At 55.7% G+C, this 5,087-nt stretch carries 3 protein-coding genes; 1 reads left to right on the top strand and 2 read right to left on the bottom strand.

Features of this window, described 5'->3' with window-relative positions:
* Positions 1–677: DUF480 domain-containing protein (locus RMSM_RS35850; RefSeq protein WP_040771383.1), on the top strand; the 677-nt coding region annotated here is incomplete at its 5' end.
* A gap of 131 nt (positions 678–808) precedes the next feature.
* Here the strand turns inward: RMSM_RS35850 and RMSM_RS35855 are convergent.
* Positions 809–4,141 (bottom strand): UTP--glucose-1-phosphate uridylyltransferase, encoded by a 3,333-nt coding sequence (locus tag RMSM_RS35855; protein WP_008709630.1) that lies wholly within the window; start codon positions 4,139–4,141, stop codon positions 809–811.
* A complete protein-coding gene (locus RMSM_RS35860) occupies positions 4,138–4,995 on the bottom strand; it encodes a sugar phosphate nucleotidyltransferase (RefSeq protein ID WP_008709632.1) in 858 nt (285 codons plus the stop codon). The genes RMSM_RS35855 and RMSM_RS35860 overlap by 4 nt, the downstream gene beginning before the upstream one ends.
* Positions 4,996–5,087: the final 92 nt, after the last annotated feature.

The raw sequence follows: 5,087 nt of genomic DNA on the forward strand, positions 1-5,087 counted from the left end.
CGAGTGAAGAGAAGCCCAAACCGGTCGCGCTTTCGCGTAACGCCCGACGTGTGTTGGGGGTGTTGGTGGAAAAGGCCAAAACGACTCCCGATAACTACCCATTGACGATGTCGGGACTGATCAGTGGCAGCAATCAAAAATCCAATCGTTCGCCTCAATTGCAGTTAGACGAGGACGATGTGCTGACAGCGATTGAAGAGCTAAAGCGAGTCGGTGCGGCGCGAGAGGTCCAAGGCAGCGGCCGAGCGACGAAGTACCGTCATGCGGCATACGAGTGGTTCGATGTCGATAGCCCCGGTGCCGCCGTGATGACCGAACTGCTGCTTCGCGGGCCACAAACCTTGGGCGAAATCCGCACCCGAGCTTCGCGGATGTATGCACTCGAAGACTTGAAAGCAACTCAAGATGTCGTCGACTCCTTGATCGCAAAAGACCTCATTGAACCTCTCTCGCCACCGGGGCGAGGACAAACGTTTGCTCACAAACTGTATCCACCCGAGGAACGGCAATATCTCGAAGCCCGACTCGAAAAACAAGCCGCATCATCCGAAGCGTCGTCATCCCCGTCACCCGCCAAGTCCAGTAACACCGCGGTGGACGCCTTGATCGCGAGACTCGAATCGGTGAACGAGCGAATCGACCAATTGGAAAAACGCATCGAAGAACTCGAATCGTAGGACCGTCGCCGGCACATCGGGAAAGCCTGGAGTGCTCCGATGGGATTGCATGACAGGTTAGAAACCTATCCCACGTTTGGGAACACAGGCAGGGAATGCGGAACACAGGCTGGAAGCCTATGCTACGAGACTTACCACTTGCACAGCGAATCGATGTAATCGGCACTGCCGTCTCGTTTCCAAGGATCGAGCTGTGCTTGCGTCTTGAGCTGTTGGCCGCGACGCAGCGGGGCGACAAAGAAACAGCTGCTGATATCGGCAATCGCGGTCATGTCACCCCACAGTTTTTCAAACTGCGCAACGGGGAAAACATCCTCTTGCGCGTTGCCCCAACGTTTCTTAACATCCTTTAGCGTGATGTAGGTTGGCATCCGCTGTGCCATCGTGCGGATCGCTTGCTCGACACGCTGAGTATCGCTCAACTCGGCTCGTGTTAATCCAAACGACTTCAACAATCCGTCGATGGAAATCCAGGTCGTCATCGAATTGTAGAAAGTCAAATCAAACTCGATCTGCTCATTGGGCATCGCCAGCCCTTCGACCAATCGCGGTCGACCATTGACGAGTGCCAATCCGCCGCCGCGGTCTTCTAATCGGCGACTGATCACTTCGAAACTAAGCGTGGTTTCCGCAGCGATGTGACGTCCCAGGAACGCGGGATCCACGTTCGCCCCAAGCGTGTCGATGTTGTGAAGCAGTAGGTATTCCAGCTCGGGCTGACGACGGAGCATTTGCTGCAGTACGCCGCTGCGGAGCATGTTGGGGATCTCGAACCAATGGCCCACCGGGTGAATGCACTGGCTGGGCACATTGTCGGTGTAATCGCTGGCTTCGCCCGCGGACTTCGCCCATCCGATCAACGCCGTACGCAAGCTTTCACGAACCTTTTGCTGTTGTTCGTCCAGAATTTGCTGGGCCGTTTCCTCCCACAAAAATCGCAAATCACGCACCGTCGGGATCATTCGCAGTCCGACGCTACGTCCCGTGGACACCATCAAATGATCGCCAAAACCAAAGGAATCATTGCGATCGAGGAATTCACGAATCGGTTCGTCGGTCAGATGGCTGGTGGTGAAGACATGCGGAATCGAGGCACCGAGTTTTTCGGCGATCGCACGATTCTTTGCCAGATGCACCTCCATGAAACTGCGATGGCGACCGGCAAAACGACAAAACGGATGAAGCGCTTTGCAAACGCCCGCGCCCTCGGTCCAGCGGCTGCCGACGCCCGCTGCCAATGTCACCACCGCCACCTTGCCGGATTGGATTGCCGCGGATCCAAGCTCGGCATATTTCTTGTCGATCCCTTCACGCAAATCAATGACATGCTCGGGTTTCACATCTTGAATCATCGTGTTGGCGGGCAGTCGATTCTGTGACAACCCGATCCGCCCGCTGACCAAATCGGCTCGGATTTGCTCGTGTTGGAATCGGTCAAAACCAATTTGATTCAACAGCGACCCCAGCGACGATTCGCTGGAATGTTCCACCGCAGATGACGGCAAGATACTCTCAAGCAACATTCCGGCAGTGGCGTTACCGGTTTCGACATCGTGACAACGTTTGCTGATCCGTTCGAGTTCCGATCGCGTTCGCAACGACAAATCGCGGAGTGGCGTACGCAAGAGTGATGGTAACACGAGCGCGTAATAGCGATCGGGTAGCATCGCATCGTTGCCACAGAGCAACTCGGCACTGGTACCGTTGTCGTTGATTTTGAAATCATAGACAACTGGATCCATGGCAAAGGGCAGCGATGTTTCCAAGTCCCGTTTGGTTTTGACCATCGCGTCGCCGAGCCATGCTTGGGCTTCGGATTTGATCTTGGGATCAAAGATGAATCCCATGCCGCCGCCAGCCATTCCGCCGAGCATCCAGAATCCCCAAAATTGGGCTCCGTAACGCTCGCGACACTGTTCGATCAATGCATCGGTAAAGCGGTTGGTTGCCCAGGGGATAATCGTTTGCAGCGGGCCTTCGAAATTGCGGGTGGTTACGTCGCCGACTTGCTTGATATTGCCTGCTTTGAGCGACTCGACAACTTCGTCAAGAATCTTGATCGCTTCGTTCCGGCCCTGCCATTCTCGCTCACTTCGCAGCAGGTAGTGTTCCGTCACCATTTCCAGAATCGGCCCCACGTTTTGAGCCATGCCGCCGTGAACCAGCACCAAAGAATCTTGGATTTGCTGACGCGTTGAATCGGAGATCTCGTCACTGCCGAGCACATGGTGAACCGGCATTAACCGTCCGCGGCTAATGCCGTGTTCGGGGTCGTTCTCTTCCGCCGTGGTTCCGCAGATCAGTTTGATGCCGGGCCAAACGCCGCCGGAATCTTGCCATCCGCCCCCACTGCCGCCAAGCCATTCGCCCAGAATCGCGCGGGCGGCGACCAGCCGGCGATCGGCTTCGCTGAGCGGTCCGGTCAGCGATTGCACTTGTCCGGTTGCCCGCATCAGCAGCGAAATCAATGACCCGAGCAGATTGGTGGAAACCGCCAGCCGAGATCCTTTGGGGATATCATTGATCTTGCTGACCAATTCCAATCCTCGTCCCGGACCGAGCATGACCTTTAACAAGTCTTCCATCGATTCACGACAGCCCTCCAATCCCGGCGGGACGATGCCCGCGGCGATCAACGCCGCTTTGAGCAGCCCCAAGTAATCGCGAGCGAAATCGAAGGTCTCGGAAATCGAATGCAGCGTCGTCGTCGCACCGAGATCGACGCTGGTCAGCCGAATCACCGGCTCGTCAATGATTCGCAGATAGGTTTCGATCGGAGGTTTGGTTTCGGAATCACGGCCACGCACGCCGAGGTCGACCGAGACATTCAGCACGCGAGCTCCCTCGGGAAAATCCATCCCCAAAAAGAAGATGTCGCTCCATGCACTGTGCGAAAAATCCATTCGTACCGCTGTCGTCTCTTTCATCAGCGGCGAAGTGTCCGTGGTGGGATCCACCTCAACCAGCTCGCGGCGAATTCGCAGCGGATGATCGGCGGGATGACCAACGCGAAACATCCACTGGTTGCCGCGAACCGTACGCACGCTGCGACGTACTTGATCGGCTAGCGTTTGAAATCCGAGCTGATGATAGGCTTGCGACAAGGCGCTGGCTAACGCGTCACTCGGCCCCGTTTGTTGTTGACACTCCAGAAAGCAATCGATCGCTTCCATGAACCGGCGAGCCAACAAGTGCTCATAGCCCTCATACGGAATTTGCCCTGCTTGCTCAACCGACAAACGCGACGGCAAATGGTAGCGGTAGATCGCCGACAAGAAAAACAATGCTCGAACGCGGCGATACAAGTTCTCTTCTTCGCGACGAAATGCATCGAGCACATGGACGTGATCGAGCAATTGATCGAGGGTTTGATCGCGGCAAACTGATTCGAGCGATTGATCACGAATCGCATCATCGTCCGACGTGATGATGTCAATCAGTGGGTTGGTTGCAGAACGAATCATTGAGCCGCATTCCCTTCCGCTCGCGTGGCAAGCAACTCAACCATTTCAGTCAAAATTCGATCACGGTCACGTCCTGATAAACCGATCGCCAATTGAGCAATCAACAACCCATAGGTGACTCCCAAGTTGTAGCGTGAACCTTGCAAACGATAGGCAAGGTAGCGTTGACGGGACGTCAACATCGCCAAGGCATCCGACAACGATGGCTTGTCGTCGGCACGTTCGGCAAGTAATTGCTCGATCGACGTCATCGCTTCGGCCGTCAACACGTGCATCCCAAAAAATCCGAGATAGTGTCCCGCTCGCAACCCTGGTGTCACCAGTTCCTGCTCGGCATAGGTTGGTGTTGGCTTTTCAACGACCGCTTCGACTTCATACAGATCGTCGCGGCGAGGCAGATGAGGCCCGCTGACGATGCCAAAGTAGGGCAGCTTATTTTCACGAGTCGACTGCACGGCTGACACCGAGCAATCAAATTCGTGGGCAATCTTAATCAACTGCTTGGCACACGGGATGTCCGATGCACTGAGGTACAAGTGATCGCCAACGAGGTGCAGGAACGGTGCGTCGCCGACAAATGACTTGGCTTGATAGATCGCGTCGGCGTAGCCACGTGGTTCAGGCTGCTCGACAAACTGGATGCTGGCCAAATGAGTCCCAGCGGCCTGTTCATAAGCCTCTTGGTCGCCAGGCCGGATCACGACACAGATCTCGTCGATGCCGGCAGAGAGCGTTTCTTCGACGATCAATTGCAGCGCTGTCTTGGTCTCGCCATTGCGGTCGACCAGTTGTTGCAGCGGCAGTGTGTTCTGTTTCGGAGCCGCTGCGGTGATAACGGCCTTGTGAACCTGCATGACAAATAGCGAGGGTACGAGAGAGGAAGATGGAAAACAGCGGACGGGCCACGAAACGGCATAGCTGCAACGGTTCGAGTATCTAACCTGCC

It is taken from the genome of Rhodopirellula maiorica SM1, from assembly GCF_000346295.1.
GTDB classification, from domain to species: Bacteria; Planctomycetota; Planctomycetia; order Pirellulales; family Pirellulaceae; genus Novipirellula; species Novipirellula maiorica.

What these genes read in the sequence shown, in the direction of transcription:
- RMSM_RS35855 (WP_008709630.1), bottom strand. Translation starts at nt 4,141, where the DNA reads ATGATTCGTTCTGCAACCAACCCACTGATTGACATCATCACGTCGGAC.
- RMSM_RS35860 (WP_008709632.1), bottom strand. Translation starts at nt 4,995, where the DNA reads ATGCAGGTTCACAAGGCCGTTATCACCGCAGCGGCTCCGAAACAGAAC.